Source organism: Niveispirillum irakense DSM 11586, from assembly GCF_000429645.1.
Lineage (GTDB): Bacteria > Pseudomonadota > Alphaproteobacteria > Azospirillales > Azospirillaceae > Niveispirillum > Niveispirillum irakense.
Genome location: NZ_KE386933.1, coordinates 363,979 through 386,710 on the forward strand (window position 1 = coordinate 363,979; position 22,732 = coordinate 386,710).

Annotated in this window: 23 protein-coding genes and 2 tRNA genes; 9 read left to right on the top strand and 16 right to left on the bottom strand. The window is 62.6% G+C overall.

Annotated elements, in window-relative coordinates:
* Nucleotides 1-19 precede the first annotated feature (19 nt).
* The 7 genes from G473_RS27235 to G473_RS0115750 form a co-directional block, all read right to left on the bottom strand.
* On the bottom strand, nucleotides 20-1,003 hold the full coding sequence (locus G473_RS27235) for an alpha/beta hydrolase (protein ID WP_051330336.1): 984 nt from the start codon (nucleotides 1,001-1,003) through the stop codon (nucleotides 20-22).
* 82 nt (nucleotides 1,004-1,085) lie between these two features.
* Nucleotides 1,086-1,694: an aminoacyl-tRNA hydrolase gene (gene pth / locus G473_RS27240; RefSeq protein ID WP_035707487.1), complete on the bottom strand. Its 609-nt coding sequence runs from the start codon at nucleotides 1,692-1,694 to the stop codon at nucleotides 1,086-1,088.
* Between the two features lie 24 nt (nucleotides 1,695-1,718).
* Nucleotides 1,719-2,318: a 50S ribosomal protein L25/general stress protein Ctc gene (locus G473_RS0115725; protein ID WP_029013888.1), complete on the bottom strand. Its 600-nt coding sequence runs from the start codon at nucleotides 2,316-2,318 to the stop codon at nucleotides 1,719-1,721.
* Between the two features lie 119 nt (nucleotides 2,319-2,437).
* Nucleotides 2,438-3,889, bottom strand: coding sequence for an alpha,alpha-trehalose-phosphate synthase (UDP-forming) (otsA, locus tag G473_RS27245; RefSeq protein WP_051330337.1), 1,452 nt, complete (start codon nucleotides 3,887-3,889; stop codon nucleotides 2,438-2,440).
* Between the two features lie 502 nt (nucleotides 3,890-4,391).
* A complete protein-coding gene (locus tag G473_RS0115735) occupies nucleotides 4,392-5,075 on the bottom strand; it encodes a thioredoxin family protein (protein WP_035707489.1) in 684 nt (227 codons plus the stop codon).
* Nucleotides 5,076-5,215: 140 nt separating this feature from the next.
* Complete coding sequence (locus G473_RS0115745) at nucleotides 5,216-6,478, bottom strand: methyl-accepting chemotaxis protein (protein ID WP_029013890.1); 1,263 nt, start codon at nucleotides 6,476-6,478, stop codon at nucleotides 5,216-5,218.
* Complete coding sequence (locus G473_RS0115750) at nucleotides 6,453-6,989, bottom strand: PAS domain-containing protein (RefSeq protein ID WP_029013891.1); 537 nt, start codon at nucleotides 6,987-6,989, stop codon at nucleotides 6,453-6,455. The genes G473_RS0115745 and G473_RS0115750 overlap by 26 nt, the downstream gene beginning before the upstream one ends.
* Before the next feature lie 202 nt (nucleotides 6,990-7,191).
* Between G473_RS0115750 and G473_RS0115755 the strand changes: the two genes are divergently transcribed.
* Entirely contained in the window at nucleotides 7,192-8,547 is a 1,356-nt protein-coding gene (locus G473_RS0115755; protein ID WP_029013892.1) for a hypothetical protein, read from the top strand.
* A 69-nt stretch (nucleotides 8,548-8,616) separates the two neighbouring features.
* Here G473_RS0115755 and G473_RS0115760 read toward each other — a convergent pair.
* Together G473_RS0115760 and G473_RS0115765 are read right to left on the bottom strand one after the other, a co-directional pair.
* A tRNA-Val gene (locus tag G473_RS0115760) sits at nucleotides 8,617-8,691 on the bottom strand.
* A 113-nt stretch (nucleotides 8,692-8,804) separates the two neighbouring features.
* A tRNA-Val gene (locus G473_RS0115765) sits at nucleotides 8,805-8,879 on the bottom strand.
* Nucleotides 8,880-9,038: 159 nt separating this feature from the next.
* On the opposite strand from G473_RS0115765, the gene G473_RS0115770 reads away from it, so the two are divergent.
* Together G473_RS0115770 and G473_RS27250 are read left to right on the top strand one after the other, a co-directional pair.
* Entirely contained in the window at nucleotides 9,039-9,965 is a 927-nt protein-coding gene (locus tag G473_RS0115770; RefSeq protein ID WP_029013893.1) for an N-formylglutamate amidohydrolase, read from the top strand.
* 80 nt (nucleotides 9,966-10,045) lie between these two features.
* The gene (locus G473_RS27250) at nucleotides 10,046-10,603 is read left to right on the top strand and encodes a GNAT family N-acetyltransferase (protein ID WP_035707492.1); all 558 of its coding nucleotides are present in this window, start codon (nucleotides 10,046-10,048) and stop codon (nucleotides 10,601-10,603) included.
* 71 nt (nucleotides 10,604-10,674) lie between these two features.
* Here the strand turns inward: G473_RS27250 and G473_RS27255 are convergent, their stop codons facing one another.
* A complete protein-coding gene (locus G473_RS27255) occupies nucleotides 10,675-11,649 on the bottom strand; it encodes a mitochondrial fission ELM1 family protein (protein WP_084438211.1) in 975 nt (324 codons plus the stop codon).
* Between the two features lie 164 nt (nucleotides 11,650-11,813).
* On the opposite strand from G473_RS27255, the gene G473_RS0115785 reads away from it, so the two are divergent.
* The gene (locus G473_RS0115785; protein WP_029013894.1) at nucleotides 11,814-12,332 is read left to right on the top strand and encodes an Lrp/AsnC family transcriptional regulator; all 519 of its coding nucleotides are present in this window, start codon (nucleotides 11,814-11,816) and stop codon (nucleotides 12,330-12,332) included.
* Between the two features lie 82 nt (nucleotides 12,333-12,414).
* On the opposite strand, the gene chrA is transcribed toward G473_RS0115785, so the two are convergent.
* Nucleotides 12,415-13,683, bottom strand: coding sequence for a chromate efflux transporter (chrA, locus tag G473_RS0115790; protein ID WP_051330340.1), 1,269 nt, complete (start codon nucleotides 13,681-13,683; stop codon nucleotides 12,415-12,417).
* A gap of 154 nt (nucleotides 13,684-13,837) precedes the next feature.
* Between chrA and G473_RS0115795 the strand changes: the two genes are divergently transcribed.
* The gene (locus G473_RS0115795; RefSeq protein WP_029013896.1) at nucleotides 13,838-14,467 is read left to right on the top strand and encodes an FMN-binding negative transcriptional regulator; all 630 of its coding nucleotides are present in this window, start codon (nucleotides 13,838-13,840) and stop codon (nucleotides 14,465-14,467) included.
* Nucleotides 14,468-14,492: 25 nt separating this feature from the next.
* Here G473_RS0115795 and G473_RS0115800 read toward each other — a convergent pair whose 3' ends face one another.
* Together G473_RS0115800 and G473_RS0115805 are read right to left on the bottom strand one after the other, a co-directional pair.
* Complete coding sequence (locus tag G473_RS0115800; RefSeq protein ID WP_029013897.1) at nucleotides 14,493-15,902, bottom strand: glycoside hydrolase family 43 protein; 1,410 nt, start codon at nucleotides 15,900-15,902, stop codon at nucleotides 14,493-14,495.
* 100 nt (nucleotides 15,903-16,002) lie between these two features.
* Entirely contained in the window at nucleotides 16,003-16,437 is a 435-nt protein-coding gene (locus tag G473_RS0115805; RefSeq protein WP_029013898.1) for a DUF1810 domain-containing protein, read from the bottom strand.
* A 96-nt stretch (nucleotides 16,438-16,533) separates the two neighbouring features.
* On the opposite strand from G473_RS0115805, the gene G473_RS0115810 reads away from it, so the two are divergent.
* Nucleotides 16,534-16,887, top strand: coding sequence for an ArsC family reductase (locus G473_RS0115810; protein WP_029013899.1), 354 nt, complete (start codon nucleotides 16,534-16,536; stop codon nucleotides 16,885-16,887).
* 43 nt (nucleotides 16,888-16,930) lie between these two features.
* Here G473_RS0115810 and G473_RS0115815 read toward each other — a convergent pair whose 3' ends face one another.
* From G473_RS0115815 to G473_RS27260, 3 genes are all read right to left on the bottom strand, one after another.
* Nucleotides 16,931-17,392 carry a PAS domain-containing protein gene (locus tag G473_RS0115815; RefSeq protein WP_084438213.1) on the bottom strand — a complete coding sequence of 154 codons (462 nt, stop codon included), beginning with the start codon at nucleotides 17,390-17,392 and terminating at the stop codon, nucleotides 16,931-16,933.
* A gap of 382 nt (nucleotides 17,393-17,774) precedes the next feature.
* Entirely contained in the window at nucleotides 17,775-18,437 is a 663-nt protein-coding gene (locus G473_RS0115825) for a uracil-DNA glycosylase family protein (RefSeq protein ID WP_029013901.1), read from the bottom strand.
* Between the two features lie 45 nt (nucleotides 18,438-18,482).
* The gene (locus G473_RS27260) at nucleotides 18,483-19,118 is read right to left on the bottom strand and encodes a LabA-like NYN domain-containing protein (protein ID WP_051330342.1); all 636 of its coding nucleotides are present in this window, start codon (nucleotides 19,116-19,118) and stop codon (nucleotides 18,483-18,485) included.
* 310 nt (nucleotides 19,119-19,428) lie between these two features.
* Here G473_RS27260 and folK point away from each other — a divergent pair, with 310 nt between their 5' ends.
* The 3 genes from folK to G473_RS0115845 all read left to right on the top strand — a co-directional run bounded on the left by folK (nucleotide 19,429) and on the right by G473_RS0115845 (nucleotide 22,696).
* Entirely contained in the window at nucleotides 19,429-19,953 is a 525-nt protein-coding gene (folK, locus tag G473_RS27265; RefSeq protein WP_035707495.1) for a 2-amino-4-hydroxy-6-hydroxymethyldihydropteridine diphosphokinase, read from the top strand.
* Between the two features lie 78 nt (nucleotides 19,954-20,031).
* Nucleotides 20,032-20,418: a DNA-directed RNA polymerase subunit omega gene (rpoZ, locus tag G473_RS0115840; protein ID WP_029013902.1), complete on the top strand. Its 387-nt coding sequence runs from the start codon at nucleotides 20,032-20,034 to the stop codon at nucleotides 20,416-20,418.
* 67 nt (nucleotides 20,419-20,485) lie between these two features.
* A complete protein-coding gene (locus tag G473_RS0115845; protein ID WP_245580081.1) occupies nucleotides 20,486-22,696 on the top strand; it encodes a RelA/SpoT family protein in 2,211 nt (736 codons plus the stop codon).
* Nucleotides 22,697-22,732 lie beyond the last annotated feature (36 nt).

The following is a 22,732-nucleotide window of genomic DNA, read 5'->3' on the forward strand; positions in this document are numbered from 1 at the left end:
TGGGACGCGGGTTGAGATTTTACCGATTGTTCAATCCCAACGTCGGGCGCAGCCAGTGGATCAACACGTCCGGCCAATGGGTTAGCGGGTTGTCGGCGGGGATGCGGTCGCCATGGCCGAAGCCGTGGCCGCCCTTGGCATAGATATGCAGTTCCGCCGGGATGCCGGCCTGACGCAAGGCGGTATGGAACAGCAGGCTGTTTTCCACCGGCACTCCTTTATCGTCGGCGGCATGCAGCAGGAAGGTCGGCGGGGTAGCCGCGGTGACGGCACGGTCAGGTGAATAGGCTGCGCGCTTATCTTCTCCCGCCGCTTCCCCCAGCAGATTGGTGCGGGACCCGGCATGGGTGGCCGGGCCCACCATGTCGATGACGGGATAGATCAAAGCCAGCGCGTCGGGCCGGGCTGACAGACGGTCGGCTTCGTCCACCGCTTCATAAACCTTGGTGTCCAGGCGGGTGCCCAGGCTGGCGGCCAGATGGCCCCCGGCGGAAAAGCCCATCATGGCGATCCGGTTGGGGTCGAGCTGCCAATCCGCCGCGCGATGGCGGATCAGGCGCAGGGCGCGCTGGGCATCCTGCAGGGGCACATCGGCCGCCTGTTCATGCCCCTCGCCGGGCAGGCGGTAATAGAGGATGAAGACGGTAAAGCCCGCTGCCAGCAATGGCGGGACCAGTTCCAGCCCCTCCTTGTCCACCACCACGCGCTGATAGGCGCCACCGGGCGTGATCAGCACGGCCGCGCCATTGGGCTGGGCTGGGCGGTGGATGGTCAGATAGGGGCGGGTGGTACCGGTCGTATAACGGTCGGGCTTGGCCGGATCGGTGGAACGGTCGGTGACTTTCTGGTCGATCTTAAGCCCAGCGGAACCGGGGCCGATGCCGCCGGGCCAGATGTCCAGATGCTCGGTGGTGCTGGCGGGGGCGGCCTGTGCCGGTACCATCGCCATCAGGCCCGTTGCGGCCGTTGCAACCAGCCATCCCCGGCGCGACAGATCCACCATGACGCATCCTCCCCCGATCTTTTTGGAAACCGGTGGACAGGATTAGCCTGGATATTGGGGACAGGGAAGGGGGGCCGGCAGGTCAGCCGGCGGGCGGGTCGCCCTTTTCCTTCTTCGGGCGGGGCGGCTGGGTCAGGCTGGCAACGCGGGAGGCGTATTTCTCCGGCTCGCCCTTCACCAGCAGCGGCAATTCATCGCTCAGCGCGTCCAGCAATTTCGGCAGCCAGGCCTCGTCGGCCTTGGCGAAATTGCCCAGGACCCAGCCATGGACACGGTCCTTGTCGCCCGGATGGCCAATGCCGATCCGGATGCGCCAGTAATCCTTGCCGATATGATCGTCGATGGAGCGCAGGCCATTATGCCCGCCATGGCCGCCGCCCTTTTTGACCCGGATCTTGGCCGGGGCGACATCCAGCTCGTCATGGAAGACCAGCGTGTCGTCAGGCGTCAGCTTATAAAAACGCATCGCCTCTCCGACCGACTGGCCGGACAGGTTCATGAAAGTCTGGGGTTTCAGGACAAAGCATTTCTCGCCGTCCACGACCCCTTCGGCGACCAGCCCCTGGAAGCGTTTCTTCCAGGGGCCGAAGCCGTAGCGGCGATGGATATCATCCACCGCCATGAACCCGACATTGTGCCGGTGCCGTTCATATTCCGGGCCAGGGTTGCCCAGTCCGACCAGCAGACGCATTGCCGGGTTCGCCTACTATACTGCTTAGGCGGCCGTATCGGCGGCGGCTTCAACGCCGGCCGACGGGGTCGCGATGGTGACGACGGTGAAGTCGCGATCATCGATCGTCGGGCGCACGCCTTCCGGCAGCTTCACGGCGGAGATGTGGATGGACGCACCGACATCAGCACCGGCCAGATCGATGACGATCTTTTCCGGGATGTTGTTGGCGCGGGCATAGACCTCGATATCGTGGCGGACGACGTTCAGCACGCCACCGCGCTTCAGGCCCGGGCAGGTATCGGCATTGGCGAATTCCACCGGCACCTTGATGGAGATTTCGGTGGTGTCGCTGACGCGCAGGAAGTCGGCATGCAGCGGACGGTCATAGACCGGGTCCAGCTGAACGTCGCGGGCCAGAACGCGGTGCTTCGTGCCATCCAGTTCGATGTCGAACAGGTGGGTGAAGAAGCCCGGGCGGTGCAGCTCACGGGTGAACTTCGTGCTGTCGAGCGAAATCATCAGCGGCGCTTCCTTGTTGCCGTAGATGACTGCCGGGATGCGGCCTTCACGACGCGTAGCGCGGGCGGTCCCCTTTCCGGCCCGGTCGCGAGCCGTGGCGGCGAGCGCGATAATCTTGGTCATGGTACTCTCCTGAGATGCAAAAAAGACCCTGTCCCGTGGAAAATCCTCCACGGGTCCGGGTCCGGTAGTGGCGCCAGCCTCCAGGGGTGCTGTACGCCGTGAAAAATGTAGGTGGGCGTTTAGGCGAATTGGCGCGGAAAGTCAATGGAAGGCAGGCTTTCCGCCCCCGCATTGCCGGCATTCCCGCCTTCCAGGGCCGCCACGAAATCCTCCCGCCAGCGGGTGATGTCATAGCGGCGGAGTTGGGCGATCATGGTGGCGTGGCGCTCCAGCCGTTCCTCCAGCCCCATATGCAGGGCACGTTGCAGGTTTTCCGCCACTTCTGCCGTGTCATAGGGGTTCACGATCAGTGCGCCATCCATTTCCCGCGCGGCCCCGGCAAAGCGGGACAGGACCAGAACGCCGGGATCCTCCGGGTTCTGGCAGGCGACATATTCCTTGGCCACCAGGTTCATGCCGTCGCGCAGCGGTGTCACCAGACCGACCCGGGCATGGCGGTAGAAGCCTGCCAGGGTGCGGCGGCCGAAACTCTTGTTCAGATAGCGAATCGGCACCCAGTCGAATTCGGCATAATGGCCGTTGATATGGCCGGCCATCGTCTCCAGCTCCCGCCGGATCTGCTGATATTCGGTTACATCGGACCGGGAGGGCGGGGCGATCTGGAGGAAGCTGACCCGGCTCTGATTCTGGGGGTACCGTTCCAGCAATTCCTGGAAGGCGTTGAAGCGCTGGGGCAGGCCCTTGGAATAATCCAGCCGGTCCACGCCGATGATCAGCGACCGGCCGACCAGACTGTCGCGCAGGCGTCTTGTATGCGAAGAGCGGGCGGCCTGCCGCGCCAGGGTTTCCAGATGCGCGGTATCAATGGAGATGGGAAAGACCCGCCCGGTCACCACCCGTTCCGGCGTGACGATGCGCAGGGAAACGCCATCTTCCATCACCTCCACCGCGCCGGCGCCGGTATTGGTGACGCATTGGGCAAAACAGTTCAGATCATCGGCGGTGTGGAAGCCGACCAGATCATAGGCACAGAGCGCGCGGACCAGTTCGGCATGGGCGGGCAGGGCCTGCCACATTTCCGAAGACGGCCAGGGCGTGTGCAGGAAAAAGCCGATGCGCTGCCGACAGCCCCGCTGGCGCAATTCCGATCCCAGCGGGATCAGATGGTAATCATGCACCCAGACCAGATCCTTGTCCCGCAGCATCGGGGACAGCCGGTCAGCGAACAGGGCATTGACGCGGCGATAGCCTTCATAGGTAGCGTTATCGAAGTTGGCGAGATCAAGCCGATAATGCAGAAGCGGCCAGAGCGTCGCATTGGCGTAGCCGTTGTAATATTCCTCAAGATCGCGCCGCTTCAACGGCATGGTGGCATAAGTGATCTGTTCGGATTCCGTTATGGTGGGGCCGGGATCGGTCTGCTCCTCTTCAATCATCTCCCCGTTCCAGCCGAACCAGATGCCCCCTTGCCGGCGCAAAGCCTCAAGGATCGCCACAGCCAGGCCCCCAGCCTGGCTCTTGCCTTCGGTAACGGGGGCAACACGATTTGAGATGATAACAAGCCTGTCCACGTCCGGTCCTCCTGAACTCCCCATCGCGTCCGGCCGGGGAATAATCGGGATGGACGCCAAAGTCCGGCCGGAGGGCGCCACTCCGCACAGGGTAACACCAGACAACGGATTTCGGCCCCCTTTGCGGGCAAAAACTTTGCAGGTGCGGAAAATACCTGTGGCGGAATGGCCGATGTTCGCTGCGTCGCAGCAGGGGTCCGACCTGGGGTGGCGGGGTAAGTTGTTGAGCAACGTCAGAACACGCGCGCATGCCGGGTTTGTTATTTTGCACTTGCACAATGGGGGCGCTGCGGTCATAGTCTGTCTTGCGACACGGCCCTATGCCCTCTGTCGTAACGCACTTCTTGGGCGTTTCCTCCCTAAACTCAGGCCGTGGCATTGCCACGGCCTTTTTTCTTGCCGTGCCGCCGGATAGGTTTTGCGTAGTGAAATTACCGGATCAGGGCATGAAAAAGCCCCTAGCCGTGACCAGGGGCTTTGCGGGAAAAACCAGACCGACCAATCAGGTCGTGGTCTTTGAATATTTCACATTACAGCCATAAGGGCGGCTGGTCGCGACCTGTACTGCGCGTCCGGCCTGGATATCGGCCATGGCCGCCTGCACGTAATTGGTGGCGCCCTTGATGTCTTCCTGCTTGCTGGTCGGCTTGTCGTCGATCGCGCCGTTGTAGAGCAGGGTGCCATCCTTGCCGATAATATACATATGCGGCGTCACCTTGGCGTCATAGGCGCGGCCGATCTCGCCCGCCGGGTCCAGGATCACCTTGGTAGCGGCCCATTTCTCCGACCCGATCCGGGCCTTTGCCTCTTCCGGCGTCACGTGGCCCTGCTCACCGGGGGCGGAACTGATGATGGTCAGCCACGCGACATCCTGGCCGGTATATTGGCGCTGAAGCGCCTGCATATTGTCGCTGTCATAGTGTTTACGCACAAAGGGGCAGCCATGGTTGGTCCATTCCAGGATCACCAGCTTTCCCTTGTAATCGGCAAGGCTGACGGGCTTGCCGTCAATATCGGTGCCGGTGAAGGCGGGGGCTGCCTGCCCCACGGTCCCGGCTGCGGCCAGGGCCGGCATGGCCAGCAGGCCACCGATCAGGCCGCCACCACCGGCGGCAAGGGCAAAGCCGCCGGCCAGAGACAGGCCTGAACGCTGAAGGAATTCACGGCGGGTAGGATGCTGCGACATGGCTGACCTCCGTCGGATGCAGGGCGTTCGCAGCAATGTGGTGACGCCATGGTTCTGCGTCAAACCCAATAAAGGCGAAAAATCGACGATTCTGTTCAACCAGCGTCAATAATGCCGTTCGGGGGGCCGCACCACCGCTATCACACAACCTTGCGCAAGGCCGTCAGGAAAGCCTCCATCTCCTTGTCCAGCGCGGCTGCCTGCTGTGCCAGCCCGGCGGCGGAGCCCAGCACCTGGGCCGACGCGGCACCGGTATCGGCGGCGGCGCGGGTGACGGTGGTGATCCGATCGGACACGTCCAATGTGCCGCGCGCCGCCTGATCGACATTGCGGGCGATTTCCCCGGTGGCGGTGCCCTGTTCCTCCACAGCGGCGGCGATGGCGACGGCGCCGCCATTCACATCCGCGATGACCTGTACGATTTCGCCGATACTGTCCACGGCGGACCGGACAGCGCTCTGGATCCCAGCCACCTGGGTCTGGATATCTTCCGTGGCCCTGGCGGTCTGTCCGGCCAAGTTCTTCACCTCCGATGCCACGACGGCGAAGCCTTTGCCGGCTTCCCCGGCGCGTGCCGCTTCGATGGTGGCGTTCAGGGCCAGAAGATTGGTCTGGGCCGCGATCTCCTGGATCAAGGCCACAACCGCCCCGATCCGGTCGGCGGCATCTGACAGCATGCCGACCCGGTCATTGGCGGCGCGGGCGCGGATCACCGCCTGATCGGTGACGGTGCGCGACCGGTCCACCTGATCGGTGATGGCGCGGATGGAGGCGGTCAATTCTTCAGCGGCGGCCGCCACGGCCATGCTTTCATGGTTGGTGCCTTCAGCCGCCTCAGACATGGAATGGGCGGCCACTTCCATCTCCCCGGCGGCGCGGGCCATCTGGTCCACCACGGTGCGAATCGTGCCCTCGAACCGGTCCGCCATGCCCCGGAACTGGTCCACCTTGGCGGCCATGGTGCCGGTAGCGGCGTTGATGACCCGGCTGCCGGTCAGGAAGGTGCCCAGCATGCCCTTTTCAATCACCCGGCGGTGATATTGCTGCTGGGTCACGGCTTCCAGCGACGCGGTGGCCTCCCGCACGAAGGCGTCGGCCCGGTCGGCCATATCATTGATGCCGTGCAGAAGCGCCCCCAACTCTCCGCCTTCACGGATGCCGGTCACGCGCGCCTCGTAATCGCCACGTGCCAGCCGGGCCATGATCGCGCCAGCATCCACCATCGTGCGATGGGCCCGGGTCAGCAAATATAATGCGGCTCCCGTGCCGGCCAGGGTGATACCGCCGCCGATGCCAGCCAGCCAGCCGATGCCCGAAAGGCACCCCGCGACTGCCACCACGCCGCCTGCCAGGGCGACGCCGGCCGTTATCTGCGCCTTAGAGAGAGAAGATGAATTGGTCATAGGTCTGTCCCCGTTCCCGCAGCTTGCCCGTCAGAAGTGCTTCACTGGCCGCCATGGACTCGCGGATGCGGTCATGTTTGGCCTCTTCGGCTGAAAGGGCGGCGTAAAGCGGGGTGATGATGTCGGTCACAACACGGTGGTCGGCTGTGCGGCGGTTGGAATGATAACCGGTGATGGTCCCGTCCGCGTCGCGTGACGGCGTGACATGGGCGAAAACCCAGTAATGATCACCGTTCATCGACCGGTTCAGCACATAGGCGAATATTTCCTGGCCGCTGCCGATCCGATCCCACAATAGTTTGAAAACGACCCGTGGCATGTCGGGGTGGCGGATCAGATTGTGCGGCTTGCCCAACACATCTGCTTCGCCATATCCCGCCAAACGTAAAAAGGTCCGATTCGCATAGGTAATGCGGCCACCGCGATCGGTCTTGGTGACGATCAGCTCGTCATCGGCGAAGGTGCGCTCCCGTCCCGTGAGCGCCGGTCTGCTGCCGGCTGGTGGCGTCATTTCTGCCTTCCTATTCTTGTTCTGCCCTGGCCTAAGGGATGGCATAATGATTGTGCGCCCGCATTGATTTAGGTCACGGGCCGTTTTCAGCCAAAACCATTACAGGTTGAAAATTCGCTACTGCACTTTGGAGTGTTTTTACGGCATGACACAACCAGGGTGTGGGATTAACCTAAAGTAGAGAAGCGACGAGGAACTGGCGATGCGTTCCCTGGTAGATGCCTTGATCGCCCTGCTGGAGGGAGAAAAGCCCACTCCGCCCCCCGAAAAGGCGAAGAAGGAAGGCCCGGCTGCGCCATCTGCGCCCCCACCGGATGAGCCGCCGCCGCGCATCGGAAGCCCCCAGCTTTCCGCCAACCTGACACGTATCCTCAGCCATCGGGATCCCACCCAGGCGGGCAGCATCCATCTCCTGGGACTCGAAAGCCTGCGTGAAAAACTAGGTAACCGCTGGGAGGCGGCATCCAGCCGTATCCAGCAACTGGCGGAAAAGCTGCTGGATCAGCATCTGGGACCGACCGATGCCTGGTTCCGCCATGGCAATGGTACTTATGTTGTCGTCTTCGCCACCCTAGGGCCGGAACAGGCGCGCCTGATCTGCGCCAAGGTGGTGGAGGAACTGCAAACCCTGTTACTGGGCCATGCGGATACCGAATCCATTACCGTCCATACGGCGGTACATGAAATCGGGGCTGACGTGATGTTCGTTCCCGCCCGTTTGAAAGACATGCTGGATGGTGCCTTGCATCAATCCTTTCACGCGGCCCGTGATGCCCAGACAGCCGGCGGGGCTGCTGGGGGGTGGGCGGCCTCCGCGCCGCAGCCGATGGGGCCCCTGTCGGTCAAATATCGTCCGGTCTGGGATGCCAAGCGTCAGGTTCTGTCTACTTATCTTGCCCGCTGCTACCGGACCCGTCCGGGGCGCAGCCCGGTCTGGGGGTATGACTGCATTGTAAGTCCGGATGATCCGCAGGAAATCCTGGACGTGGACCTTTTCATCCTCAAGAACGCGGTGGATGATGCCCTGGAGCTTTATGAGAACCGTTTCCGCTTTTTCCTGTCCCTGCCGGTGAATTTTGAAAGCCTGGCCGTCTTGACCCGTCGGCGTCAGTTCCTGGCGGCATTGCAGGATATACCTGCCCATATCCGGCCCTTCATCACGTTCCATCTTGTGGGTGCGCCTCAGGGCGTGCCGGCAGGCCGCCTGGGGGAAATGGTGTCCACCCTTCGCCCCTTTGGCCGCAGCATCATGATTGTCGTCGATATTGCCGGCGGTGATCTGGCGGCTGTGGCGGCATCGGGTGCCAAGATGGCCTCTCTGCGTCTGGCGCCGGGATTGCGGGCGGGCCAGGTTCAAGCGGATCTGATCCGCTTCTGCCATATGGCCGCCAAGCTCCGTCTTATGGTGACGGTGGAGGGGGTGGATGACCGGGCCATGCAGCGACTGTGCGAAGAGGCGGGGGTCGCCTTCATGTCCGGCCGGCTGATTGGGGAATGGGTGGACGTGCCGGAGAATGTGCTGCGCATGACGCGCGCCGATCTCATCGGTAACCAATAAGCGGGAAATACGGCCACAGTGACGCGGTAGAGCGCGGTTTCGCCGGAAATATAGAGGGTGAGGAGGGGATGGTGGGCGGTACTGGGATTGAACCAGTGACCCCTACGATGTCAACGTAGTGCTCTCCCGCTGAGCTAACCGCCCGATAATCCTGGAACGTCCCTGACGGGGTGGAACGATCCCATGGTTCCCGACCTTTGGGAACCTGTAAAATGTCGAAGGCCGCCTGCGGGGCGGCCTGGAACGACTTTGCCGGATGGTGGGCGGTACTGGGATTGAACCAGTGACCCCTACGATGTCAACGTAGTGCTCTCCCGCTGAGCTAACCGCCCGATCCGACAGGCCCCCCGGTGCATCGCGCCGGGGTGGGCGGGCTTATAGCAACTGGATTGCCCCTTGGCAACACCCAACTTCAGGGAAAAGAGTCGGAATCTGCGAAGGGCCTTCCCGTCCGCTGGCGGGTGCGAATGGTTTGCGTTACACCTTATCTCATGACCCAGCCGCATGCTGTCCCCAATGCTGAGAGCAACAAGACCTTATCGGGCCCGGAACAGGGTCTGGACGGGGTTTACCGCCTGTTGCAGCCGGCGGAATGGCGTTTGCCGCTGGTCTTGGCCTCCCCCCATAGCGGGCGGGACTATCCGGCGGATTTCACGGCCCAGTCCCGGTTGGACGGGGTGGCGCTGCGCCGTTCGGAAGATTGCTTCGTCGACGAGATTTTCGCCCCCGCCGTGGCGCTGGGCGCGCCGCTGCTGACGGCCCTGTTCCCGCGGGCCTATCTGGACCCCAACCGGGAACCGTTCGAATTCGATCCCGGCATGTTTGACGGGCCCTTACCCTCTTACGTGAACAGTCGCAGCCCGCGTGTTGCCGCCGGCTTGGGCACGGTGCCGCGTATCGTGGCCAGTGGGGAGGAAATCTACCGCACCCGCCTGCGCTTTGCCGACGCCGTGGCGCGGGTGGAGCGGTGCTATTATCCCTATCATGCCGCCCTGCGCCGGCTGGTGGAGGCGACGCGGGCGCGCTTTGGCTATTGCATCCTGTTGGATTGCCATTCCATGCCGTCCATCGGCCTGCCGCCGGAAATCGCGGAATGCGGGGCCGTGGATATGGTGCTGGGTGATTGTTACGGTAGTGCCTGCTCGCCAGCCCTGATGGCGGCGGCGGATGAGTGCCTGTCGGCGCTGGGCTATGTGGTGGGCCGCAACATCCCCTATGCCGGTGGCTACACCACCCGGCATTATGGTCGTCCGTCCACGGGTATCCATACTTTGCAGATTGAGCTGAACCGCTCGCTCTATATGGATGAAGTGGGCTTGTGTCGCCGGCCTTATCTGGGCACGCTCTCTGTCCATATGGGACGCCTGGTTGCAGCATTGGGGGATTTGTCACCGGCCTTGTTGCGTCCGCGGCGTTAGAATGCCGACGATATGCCCACCGGCGGGGAACCGGCGGGAGAACGGGTGGCAATAATAAAAGCAGGGGGAACGCCTTATCCATGAGTGCCGTGACAATCCGATCCGTCCGTCCGGGGGATGCCACCCCCATCGCTGCCATTTACGAACCCCATGTCACGGAAGGGACCGCCAGCTACGAGGCCATAGCCCCCGATGCGGCTGAAATGGGGCACCGTATCGCCGCATTGCGCAGCCAGGGCTATCCTTACCTGGTGGCGGAACGGGAAGGGCGGGTCCTGGGCTTTGCCTATGCCAGTCCGTTCCGGGACCGGCCCGGTTACCGGTTTACGGTAGAAAATTCCATCTATGTCTCCCCAGAGGCCCAGGGGTCGGGCATCGGGCGCCTGTTGCTGCGCACGCTGATCGATCTTTGCACCCGGCTGGGTTATCGCCGGATGGTGGCGGTGATCGGGGATGGCGGTAATGGTGGCTCCCTGGGGCTGCATCGCGCCATGGGCTTTCTGCCTGCCGCTACCATTCCGGGGCTGGGGGTCAAGCATGGCCGCTGGCTGGACTGGGTGATGATGGTCCGCCCCTTGGGTGACCCCGATGCCCCAGCCCCAACCGCCGACGCCATGCCGGCCCCTCACCTGGATTAATCCCATCGGTCAGGTTTGGCCGATAGGGTCCCGCGCCGACTGCGCGACGGCGGCCCATGCTGATGCAGCCTTTACCCCGTCTCCGCCTGCCGGGGTGGGGTGAAGGCTGCCTTGGTCGCCAGCATCTCCCAGGTGCGGGCGGCCAGATGTGCCGTGTCATCCAGGGGATGATAGGTCCAGCTTTCCACCTGTCCCTGGAAGGGCCGGGTGACGCCGCCTGCGCGCAACAGGTCATGGAAACGCTGGAATTTCGGTGCATTTCCGGCGAGGTCGATAATATGGACCGGTTTGCCGGTGCTGGCGGCTTCCGACACCATGGCCACGCTGTCTGCCGTCACGATCAAGGCATCGGCCAGGGCCAGCAGGCCGAAATAGGGATTCTCCCCCGTGCCATCCCAGAGTAACAGGGGCAGGCCGGCCAGCTTTTCCCGCAGGATCGCCTCATTTTCCGCGCCGGTGCGGCGGGATGTGGTGATCATCAGCCCAGCGCCCTGGCGGGCAAGCGCTGCCAGCCTGTCAGCCAGGGTTGCCGTGATTGCCGGTGTCAGGGTGGAAAACCGGTTGGAACCGCCGATCATGACGGCCACCAGCGGCCGCCCCAACCCCTGGGTGATCGGGGCAAAATGGCGGGCAGCCGCTTCCAGCTTTGCCGGTGTCACCCGATGGATGGCGCCCGTGCTTTCCACCACATTGGCGCCGTGCCGGTTATCATGGCGCGGCAGGGACACCAGATCGAACCGGCTGTAAGGCACGCCCGGATTCTGGATATGCACCCGCACCATGCGCGGCGACTGGCGCCCCAGCAGCATGGACAGGCCTACGGCCTGCCGCCCCGATGTGATCAGCAGGTCGGGCCAGGGCGGGGTGAGGGGGCTTGCACCGGCGGCCAGCACCCGCGGCAGGGCCCAAAGACCGGGCAAGGGCAGATAAGGCGTCGTCTGCTGCCAGGGCGTGCGCAGGGCGATACGCTTCACCTGGGGTGTCAGCCCCATCGACTCCGCCAGCCCCAGACAGGGATTTTCAATCCCGGCCCGCCCATCTGACATAACCCAACAGCTTGGCAATGATCCCATGGCGCTATATCCATGCCTTCAAAGAGCAAGAATGCCATGAAATTTGGCAGTTTCGACCGGCCCGCTCTTGCGGGGGCGGGGCTGTCGTGTAATATCATTGCTCAAATCAAAGATCTCCTGGAGTTTAAGAAATCACCATGCGGCGGGTTAAACTCGACCGAATTGATCGGCGCATCCTACGCGATCTGCAGGCGGACGGACGGATGACGAATGTGGAGCTGGCGCGTCGCGCCGGCATCTCCGCTCCCCCGTGTCTCCGGCGTGTCCGGGCCTTGGAAGAGGCGGATTACATCCGTGGTTATCACGCGGATATCAATCCTGAATCCATGGGCTTCCACGTCACTGTCTTTGCCCAGGTGGGGCTGTCCTCGCAGGCGGAATCGGACCTGAAGCGTTTCGAATCCCTGGTCAATAGCTGGCCGGAGGTTCGGGAATGCAACATGCTGGCCGGCGAGACGGATTTTCTGTTGAAGATCGTGGCGGTGGACTGGGACAATTACCAGCGCTTCCTGACCACGAAGCTGACAGCGGCCCCCAATGTCAGCCATGTGAAATCGGCTTTGGCGATTCGCCAGTCCAAGTACGAGCCCGGCGTGCCGATCGACGTGGATGTGGGGCCGGAAACGAAGGACGATGACGAGGATTACGAGGAGTGAGCCGGGCCTGACCGGTTGACTGCCGATCCTGACTGATGAAGGGGCGCCCATTGCGGCGCCCCTTTCGCGTTTGGGGTTCGCCTCACGCCCCCAGCGCTGCCCGTGCCAGCCCGGCCACGGCACCGCCCAGCACCAGCCAATGCAGCCCCAGCTTGAAGCGCAGGGCCACCACCAGGGTGATCAGGGCGACAGCGATGGCAAAGGGGGACGGCCCGTCCGGCCACAGCACATGCAGCCCCAGCCAGACGCCGAGATTAAGGATAACCCCCACCACGGCGGCGGCGATCGCCGCCAGGGCACCGGCTGCCGGGGCATGATGGATCAGCCGTTCCACATGGGGCGCGCCGGCAAAGATGAAGAAGAAGCAGGGCAGGAAGGTGGCATAGGTGGTCAGCAGACTGCCGATAATGCCGGCCAGCAAGGGGGATAGCGGCCCTGGATGGTTCCAGCCGGCGAAAAAGCCGACATATTGGGTGACCAGGATCAGCGGCCCCGGCGTGCTTTCCGCCAGAGCCAGACCGTTCAGCATGTCAGCCGGCTGCAGCCAGTGATATTGCTCCACCGCCGCCGTGCCGATATAGGGCAACACGGCATAGGCCCCGCCAAAGGTGACGAAGGCTGCCTTGGTGAACAGGGTGGCAATATCGGCCCAGGGTTCCATCCCCAGCAAGGCCAGCAGGATGGCGACGGGGATACCTCCCAGCAGGGTGAAGATCAGGGCCAGACGGATCAGCCGATACCAGCCGCTTCTGGCTGATGTGGCTTCCGGCAAGGAAGGATCATCGGCACCTGCCAAAGCCGGGGCAAACCAGTGCCGGCCGTTGCGGGCGGCGATCCAGCCAATGGCGCCAGCCCCAATGATGATCAGGGGAAAGGGTGCCTTGGCGACAAACAGGGCGAGAAAGGCTGCCAGGGCCAGCAGCAGGGCCGGCACGCCTTGCAAGGTGCGGCGACCCAGGCGCCAGACGGCGGCGGCAATGATGGCCACCACCACCGGCTTCACCCCGTCGAACAAGGCGCCCACCCAGCTTGTATCGCCATGCGCTGCCGCCAGCCAGGACAGGCCGAGCAGCACCAGGGCACCGGGCAGCACGAACAGCCCTCCCGCCGCCAGCCCTCCTGCTGTGCCATGCAGGCGCCAGCCGATATAGGTGGCCAGTTGCTGCGCCTCTGGCCCTGGCAGCAGCATGGCGAAATTCAACCCATGCAGAAAGCGCCTCTGGTCGATCCAGCCCCGTTTTTCCACCAGTTCCTGCTGCATCAGGGCAATCTGCCCTGCCGGCCCGCCAAAGCTGACACAGCCAAGCCAGAACCAGAAGCGCAAGGCGGTGGAGAAGGAGGGGAGGGACATGGGGGACCGGGCTTGAATGAAAGGGCGGGGGATGGTGCGGGGTGGCCGCGTGCATGACAAGTTTGTCGTGATGACAAATCCGTGAATGCGCCGGACCCAGTGACAGGGCATCAAGAATGCACCCTTTTGCGGCCCCTTGTCCGGATTTACTGCCATGTATACGCCCCCCGCCTTTGCCATGGATCAGGATGCTGCATTGGCGCTGGTTGAAGCGCGCCGCTTTGCCACCTTGGTCAGCCCGTCACGACGGGGGGATGGGGGAAGCGGCTTGCAGGCAACGGCCCTGCCCCTGCTGCTGGATCGGACGGAGACGGGCTGGCGGCTGCTGGGCCATATCGCCCGGGCCAACCCGCATTGGCGGGATTTCGACCCTGCGGCATCCAGTTTGGCGATCTTTGATGGCGGGGATGCCTATGTCAGCCCGTCCTGGTATCCGGCCAAGGCCCTGCATCACAAGGTGGTGCCCACCTGGAACTATCGGCAGGTCCATATCCATGGCCGTCTGTCCGTGACGGAGGACCCGGCCCTGCTGATGGATATCATCACCGGGCTTACCACGCGGGAGGAGGCGGGGCTGCCATCCCCCTGGGCGGTGACGGATGCGCCGGCCGATTTTATCGCTGCACAATTGCGGGGGATTGTCGGGCTGGTGCTGACGGTGGAGAGGGTGGAAGGCAAGGCGAAGCTGAGCCAGAACCGCCCCCCGGCTGACCGTGCCAGCGTGGCCAAAGCCCTGGCGGGGCGGCTGGATATCCCCGTGCCCGATCAGGGCGACGGGGATTGAACCAGAGTTTACCGCCCGCGCGGGATCAATCCACCTGCCAGCGGGCCGCGTCGGCATCGGGGGCGGCCAGGGTCAGCCGGTTGCCCGCGATGGCCAAGGCGCGGTCCGGTTGCCCCGCCAGCACCAGCCTGACGCCGTCGCCCGCTTCCTGGCGGCGGATGACGGCAGTGGCCCTGGCACGCGGGGCGAGCGTGACCTTGTTGCCCGTTCCCGCCATCACCGCCAGATCGGGACGCAGGATGGGGGAGAGCAGGAAGCTCTCCGCCCCCACATTCACCGGCACGGCCCGGAACTGGCTGTTGGGCAGGGCGGGATTACCGATGCCCAGATTTTCCCCGTCCCGGGCCAGGAAGCGCCCGGTCTGGCCCATGGGACTGAACCGTTCCGGCAGCGTCCCATTCCCTACCGGCACGCCGAAATCAGGGGTGCCGTCGGCGCGGTAGTAAATGCGCTGGATGCGGGTATGGCGGTTGGGGTCGAACAGGGGATTGCCCTGAATTTCTCGATAATCGCGCCCGTGATAGACCAGGATATCGCGGCCCTGTTCATCAACCGTGAAGCTGTTATGGCCGGGGCCGTAAACGCTGGTTTCTGTGCTGGAGGCAAAGACCGGCTGCGGCGATTTCTGCCAGACGGCGGGGTCCATGATGTCGGCATCGTCAGGCGCCGTCAGCAGACCCATGCAATAGCGCGCATCGGTCGCGCTGGCGGAATAGGTGAGGAACAGGCGGCCATTGCGGGCCAGCAAGGCGGGGGCTTCGGCGACCTTATAGCGCTGGGTTTCCCAATCCAGCGTTGGAACGGTCAGCCGCGCCGGCGGGCGGGCCAGCGTGGTGGGCGTGGCCAGGGGGGCCAGATAAAGGTTGGAGTTGGTTTCGATCCCCGGTTCCTTCTGCGCCCAGCAGATATAGCGCACGCCGCGATGATCGAAGAGGGTGGAATCCAGGGTAAAACTGTCCCACGGCGTTTCCAACTGCCCTAGCATCGACCAGGAACCGGTCAGCGGATCGGCATCCCGGCAGGCCAGCACGTAAGTCCGGATATGGAAGGGCTGGTCCCCGTCACCCGCCGCGAAATAAATATGCCAGGCGCCGTCGAACCAATGCAGTTCCGGCGCCCAGATATACCCGCCCAGTTTGCCGCTGGCGGGGCGGCGCCAGACAACCGCCTCGCTGCTGTCCGCAGACAGACCGGCCAGCGTCGGCGACCGCCGGATGATCAGCCGGTCATATTCCGGCACGGAGCCGGTCAGATAATAATTCCCGTCCGGATGGCGGAATATCTGGGCATCCGCGCGCTGGCGGACCAGGGGGTTCAGCGGGGCGGGGCCAACCGATGGGGCCGAGGCCCCCGCAGGGCGGTGGAGCAAGCCGCTCCCCAGTGGCAAGGCGGCGGTGCCGGCCAGGAACAGGCGGCGGGACAGCGTGGCATTCATCGTCGGGCGCTTCCTTTGTCATTCGCATCCCAGCCCCAACCTCCTGCCAGAGATATCCGGGGTGGCGTAATTGTCAGTCAATTACGGCGTGTGCCCGATCCTAACCCTGACGCTTAAGCAAGATCAACGTGTTGCGGTCGGGGTGCCCATCGCACCAGCGGGAAAGGGCGGTCTGATAAAGATTGTCCGCGCTGCCGTCCGCCAGGGCGAACAGGGTCATGCAGGAACGGAATTTCATGTCATCGGGTGTGCCGAACAGGTCGGTCAGGCTGGCCGCCTCGCTGTCCAGAACGGTCCGGGTGCAGGTGGCCAGACGGGGGCCAAGGATGGGATGGGCCAGATAGGCCTGCGCTTCAGGCAGGCCGCTGATGCCATAGGTATCGGCCATGGCGGACCGGCCCAGCCCGAATAATTGGGGGAAGATAAACCACATCCAGTGGCTTTCCTTCCGCCCCGCCGCCAGTTCGGCCAGTGCCGCCTCGTAATGCGTGGCCTGGGCCTTGACGAAGCGGGAAAGGGTGAACGGATCGGTCATGGCGGACCTTGGTCACAGTCGCCCACCGTTGACAGGCAAGGCGAAGCTGGTAGGACGGGGGCGCGGCCGTGCGGGCCGTTCTGGGGAGGATAAGGCATGGCTGCCGACGTGACCATCTATGGCATCAAGAATTGCGACACGATGAAGAAGGCCCGCACCTGGCTGGATACGCGCGGGATCGCCTATCGCTTTCATGATTACAAGACCGACAGCATTGACCGCGCGACGCTGGAAGGGTGGGAAAACCGGGTCGGCTGGCAGGTGCTGCTCAATCGCGCGGGCACCACGTTCCGCAAACTGCCGGATGATGCCAAGGAAGGGTTGGACGGCCCGCGCGCCATCGCCCTCATGCTGGAACAGCCATCCATGATCAAGCGGCCGGTCCTGGCGGTGGGGGACACGCTGCTGGTGGGCTTCAAGCCACCGGATTATGAGGCGCAATTCGCCTGAACCGGGTGGCTGGTAGGGCCCCCAGAAGGGTGCCGCCACCGCTTTACAGCCATTCGAAGACGAGCATCAGCTTGTCCACATGCTGGCCGTCGCGTGCCAGAGGCAGACAAAGAAACTGGAACGGGTGATGCTCCCGCCCTTTCCAGCATAATTCGGGGGTGCTGTCCGGCCGTCCGCTGCGCCGCACCCCCTCAAGGGCTGGAATCCAGGTATCGAACGCGTTGCCCAGAACGTCCTGGCTGAATATCCGGCCCGTCAGTTCTTGGCCCAGATGCTCCGCGATCCGTGTGCCCGCCAGTCGGCAGCGATAATGCCCTTCCTCCCAATCCAGCAACATGACATCGGGTAACAGGGACGGGATCTCCACCGGGTCGATATGCTGGCGCCCCGGCAAACGGTCCGCATTCCCGCGCCCTAGCCAATAGTCATAGGCATTCCGCAGCCGTGCACTATTGCCGATAGTATCCGGTCCTCGGGTCCGAGTAGGGGAGGTGGAGATGAACATTGGCTAATCATCTAGGGTTTTCGGGAAACTCAGCCTATGGTTCCCCTCAGCGCATCACAACTGACCGAAGGGTTAGAAAAGGATTTGGCCAAAAAATATAACCTTCAGGATAGGTCTTTCGGAAGGGTTTCGGATTCTATCGATGCGATAAAAAATGAAGAGAACGGAATGTGAACCAAAGGACTTGATGTTCGCTTTTTGTTCTGTCATGCTCCCTTCACTGATAACGAAGGAGGGCAGTTATGAACCGCTTCGCTTATGTTCGGGATTTCGTCGCCATCACCGGCTTTTTTGCCACCATGTACGCATGGTTCATTGTCGGCTCCGCCTTGATCTGACGGGCCGGTCCCCCAGGGGGCGTGATGGGAATAGGTATGCGTCCTCAGGCCGATTGGTCGATATGGGCGCGGACGTCAGCAAACACGCTTTGGAACATGGGCGCTGTCAGGCGGCCCGTATTGGTGTTGTAACGGGAGCAGTGATAGCTATCGAACAACATCAGGTTTGGCCGTAATTCATGACGCGCGCCATGGCCAAACTTGTAATGGGCGGGCCGCAGGCCGAAGGCGGCCAGGGTGCTGGCATGGGAGACCGTGCCCAGGGCCACAACGGCGCGCAAGTTGCGCATCGCCGCAACCTCTGACATCAGGAACTGGCGGCAGGTTGCCACTTCCGCCGGGGTTGGCTTGTTTTCCGGCGGTACGCAGCGGGCGGCATTGGTCAGCCGGCAATCCAGCAATTCCAGCCCATCATCTGGCCGCCGGCCATACGCGCCACGGGCGAACCCGTAGCGTATCAGCGTGTCATAGAGAAGATCGCCAGCATAATCGCCGGTGAAGGGGCGTCCCGTCTGGTTCGCCCCATGCAGGCCCGGCGCCAAGCCCACGATCAGCAGCCGCCCGTCCAACGTACCGAACGCCGGGACGGGGGCATTATGATAGGAGGGAAAGGTTTCACGGTTCCTGGCGCGGAACTGCGCCAATCGGGGGCACAGGCCGCAATCCCGATCAGGCACGATCAGGCTGCCGCCGATTGGCGCGGTCATGGGCATACCCTGTCCGTCTGGTCTTCAAACAATAAGGATAGGGGCTTATTCCAGCGGTTCGTCGGGCTGTTCCGGCTGGGGCACCATATGGTCTTCCTGCGGCGTGTGGTCATGCTGCAGGGGCGGGTGCTGATGGCGCGGCCCATGGCTGCGCTGGATGGCGCCGGCCAAATCCTGCAATTCCAGGAAATTATCGGCCTGACGCCGCAATTCGTCCGCCACCATCGGCGGGGTGGAACGCACGGTGCTGATCACGGTGACGCGCACGCCCTTGCGCTGCACCGCCTCGACCAGACGGCGGAAATCGCCATCACCGGAGAAGAGCAGGATATGATCGACATTCTCGGCCATCTCCATCACGTCGATGGCGAGTTCGATATCCATATTGCCTTTGATCTTCCGGCGACCGGAAGCATCGGTGAATTCCTTGGTCGGCTTGGTGACCATGGTGTAGCCGTTATAGTCCAGCCAGTCGACCAGCGGACGTATCGGCGAATATTCCTGATCTTCGACAAGCGCCGTGTAGTAAAAGGCGCGGATCAGGCGGCCTTCTGCCGCAAACAACTCTAGAAGGCGCTTGTAATCAATGTCAAAGCCAAGGGAGCGGGCGGCGGCATAAAGGTTCGCGCCGTCAATAAACATTGCCAGCCGTTCCTGCTGGTAAAAAATCTTGCGTGCCATTTCTTCGCCTCAGTATTGGATTGGTTAATAATTAAATCGACCAACAAATGTTTCCCCGTCCCGATATCCACCGTGCGAGGAAACGCGCGGTCGAATGCGGGGCGGTGGTCCCGCCAAACCTACCGCACACGGCTAAGCGAGGCGGAAAGATCATGGCCAGCAATGCTTCCGGTCTGATGTGCCGAGATTGCGTGCCAAGAGGCAGGGAAGTTCAGGCACGGTATGTCAACATTTCGTTTACGGCAAGCGCTCTTGCGCGTGATGTCCCCATATTCTGTGGGTCGCGACAATATTTTACTGGAAAAATCGCGTGATATTGATTGCTCTTGGGTCGAATTTGTCAACAGGCGTCTGGAAGTCGCCTGTTGATATCTGCCTGGCGGCCCTGGACCGGCTTGAGGTGGTGGGGGTTCGTATCTGTGCCCTTTCGCGTTTTTATGAAACCGCGCCGGTGCCGGTTTCCGACCAGCCCTGGTTCGTAAATGCTGTGGCATCAGTGGATTGTGATCTGCCGGCCGAAGCGCTCCTGGCGTTGCTGCATCAGGTTGAAGCCGAATTCGGGCGGGTCCGCCGCGCTGTGAACGAGGCCAGACTTCTGGATTTGGACCTGATCGATCACAATGGTATGATTAATGAGATTGGTCCTGTCCTCCCACACCCAAGGCTGAGTGGCCGAGCCTTCGTTCTCTACCCCCTGCACGATGTGGCGCCCGACTGGCGCCATCCGGTTGATGGGCGTTCCGTTGCTGATCTGATTGCGATGCTGCCATCGGATCAGGCGATCCGGCCGATGGTGCCGCAGCCGACCCGTCATGGCGGGGCTGCCTTGCCGTAAATGGTGTGCGGGATTCTTGCAATGATCGTGGCGGGTCCATATAAATAAAGGCTTGACCGTCGCTGGAGTGTCGTTGGAATGGCCCGCGTTACCGTTGAAGATTGCGTCGAAAAGATCCCGAACCGTTTTGAGCTGGTGATGATGGCGGCCCAGCGCGCCCGCGACATCGCTTCCGGTTCGCCCCTGTCGATCGATCGCGATAATGACAAGAACCCCGTTGTCGCCCTGCGCGAAATCGCTGATGAGACGGTGGTTCTGGATGCGCTGAAGAACAGCCTGATCAAGGGGCATCAGCGCGTCCAGGAGCAGGACGAGCCGGAAGAGGAAATCGTGGAACTGATGGCCGGCGAAGCTGGCTGGGTCCAGGATGAGCCGCGTGCCGGTGGCGATGCTGATGATGATCTGGGCGCCGATTTCGCCGAGGGTGATCTGGGTGCCGCCGATTTGGCCGACGAGGATCTCTAAAGGCCGTCGGAACATACAAAATGGAAGGGCCGTGCTGGTGTAATGTCGTTCTGTCGGGCGGTGTCGCATGAACCGTCAGGCCAAGATTATCCGCCAGTACGAACTGGTTGAGCGCGTCATGGGGTACGACCCCAACGCGGATGAAGATGCGCTCAACCGCGCCTATGTCTTCGCGATGAAGGCGCACGGGTCGCAAACCCGTGCCAGCGGCGACCCTTATTACATGCACCCGATCTGGGTGGCATGGCTGCTGACCAGCCTGAAGCTGGACCACAAAAGCATTATCACCGCCCTGTTGCATGACACGGTGGAAGATACGCTGACGACGCTGGAGGAAATCCAGCGTCTGTTCGGTCCGGAAGTGGCGCGGCTGGTTGATGGCGTGACCAAGCTGTCGCGTATTGAGCTTCAGAATATTGGCGAGCAGAGCGAAAGTACCAAGCAGGCGGAGAATTTCCGCAAGCTGGTGCTGGCGATGTCGGAGGATATCCGCGTCCTGCTGGTGAAGCTGGCTGATCGGCTCCATAATATGGAGACGCTTCAGTTCCTGAAGCCGGAGAAGCGCCGTCGCATTGCCCGTGAGACGTTGGAAATATACGTTCCTCTGGCGGAGCGCATCGGTATCCAGCGCTGGAAGGATGAGCTGGAAGACCTCTCCTTCCGGGAGATGAACCCGGATGCCTATGAATCGATCAAGATCCGTCTGGATGAGATGGAGAAGGTCGGGGCCGGCCGGGTCGACCGCATCATTGATGAGCTGAAAAAGACCATCTGTCTTGGCAACGAGTCGCCGATCCCTGAGGCGGAGATCAGCGGTCGGCGCAAATCGCCTTATTCGATCTGGCGCAAGATGCACGCCAAGAATGTGGCGTTTGAGCAGCTTTCCGACGTGATGGCCTTCCGCATTGTCGTGGATTCGGTGGGGGAATGTTATCAGGCGCTGGGCACGATCCATGGCCGCTATCCGGTGGTGCCGGGCCGGTTCAAGGATTACATCTCCACGCCCAAGCCCAACGGCTACCAGTCCATCCACACCACGGTCATCGGTCCGGAAAAGCAGCGCATCGAGGTGCAGATCCGCACCCGTGACATGCATGAAGTGGCCGATATGGGCGTGGCGGCCCACTGGTCCTACAAGCAGGGTGTGACCCCCGCCGACACGCCCAAGACCGAAGGCCGCCAATATCGCTGGCTGCGTGAGCTGCTGGATATTCTGGAACATGCCACACGGCCGGATGAGTTTCTGGAACATACAAAGCTGGAACTGTTCCAGGATCAGGTGTTCTGCTTCACGCCCAAGGGGGATCTGATCGCCCTGCCGCGGGGCGCGACGCCGGTTGATTTCGCCTATGCCGTCCATAGCCAGGTTGGCGACACCTGCGTCGGCGCCAAGATCAATGGCCGGATGCAGCCGCTGCGCGCGCATCTGCAAAATGGCGATCAGGTGGAGGTGCTCACCTCCAAGAATTCCTCGCCCTCGCCGGACTGGGAAAATTTCGTCATTACAGGCAAGGCGCGGGCCCGCATCCGCCGCTTTGTCCGTACCCAGCAGCGCGATGAACATATCAAGCTGGGCCGTGGCCTGCTGGAGCGCGTGTTCCGCCAGGAAGGCTATGAATATTCAGAAAAGGCCGTCGAAGGCGTTCTGAAGATTTATCAGCAGCAGGGCGTGGATGATCTGCTGGCGGCCATCGGCGCCGGGCAGACCGGCGCGCGCGATGTCTTCAACTCCATCTTCCCCGGCCATCGCACCATCACGCCGGCGGCGGCGGACGAGAAGGTGGCAGCAGCCGTGGCCGCCAAGGCCAAGCCCCGTAAGGGCACGGGCACGCCGCTGGCCATTCGGGGTCTGATCCCTGGCATGGCCGTGCATTATGCCCGCTGCTGCCATCCTATTGTCGGCGACCGGATCGTCGGTATCGTCACCACCGGCAAGGGGGTGACGATCCATACGATCGACTGTGAGACGCTGGAAAGCTTCCACGACAGCCCGGAACGCTGGATTGATGTGTCCTGGAACCCGGACGCAAGCATGACGGAGGATATGGCCGGGCGCCTGTCCGTCGTCGTGGCCAATGAAACGGGCGCCTTGGGCAATCTTTCCACCGTCATCGGCAAGAATGGCGGCAATATCACCAATCTGAAGATCACCAACCGCACCTCCGACTTTTTTGAGATGCTGATCGATGTGGATGTCCATGACGTGAAGCATCTGACCAACATCATGGCGGCGCTGCGGGCGACCCCTGTGATCCATTCCGTGGAACGCGGGCGGTAAAGCCGTTTCCCGATTTGGGGACGGTTGGAAGGAACG